The sequence below is a fragment of the Autumnicola edwardsiae genome, assembly GCF_031846505.1.
Classification (GTDB): Bacteria; Bacteroidota; Bacteroidia; order Flavobacteriales; family Flavobacteriaceae; genus Autumnicola; species Autumnicola edwardsiae.
In genome coordinates this window covers 1-397 of sequence record NZ_JAVRHP010000320.1, presented here as the reverse complement: position 1 = coordinate 397, position 397 = coordinate 1, and the positions used below count along the sequence as shown (strand labels likewise).

At 37.3% G+C, this 397-nt stretch carries 1 pseudogene; it reads right to left on the bottom strand.

Annotated features, from left to right (window positions below):
* Nucleotides 1–81: 81 nt before the first annotated feature.
* Nucleotides 82–397 (bottom strand): annotated as a pseudogene (locus RM529_RS17860) (hypothetical protein); the annotation flags it as partial.

The following is a 397-nucleotide window of genomic DNA, read 5'->3' as shown; positions in this document are numbered from 1 at the left end:
CTTTTACTAACTTCCTGACTCATAAGCAAAATTGAATTAAAGGCTCAAAGATAAGAAGTTTAGTTTTGCCAGTGAAGTATTTCAAAAGCAAAAGCGACAGCCATTAGAGACTACCGCTTCCACTTCAAAAATTGGGTGGTTAATTCTTATTCCCAGTCCCGGCATCGTCGCATTCTGGACAAGTTCGGTTCTGCTCTCATTTTCATTACTATCAGCACCTATACTCTGAATGTAGATATTTTTCGGTGAAATTCCGTCGTTAGAAGTATTTACAAAAATTACTTCAGCTTCATTCAGGGAAAACCTTGGATCAAAATCATTAGTTCCATCAGACTTGTCGTAACTAATATCCACAATTTCCCCGCTTGAAAAATGGTAAATAAACATACGCGAATCC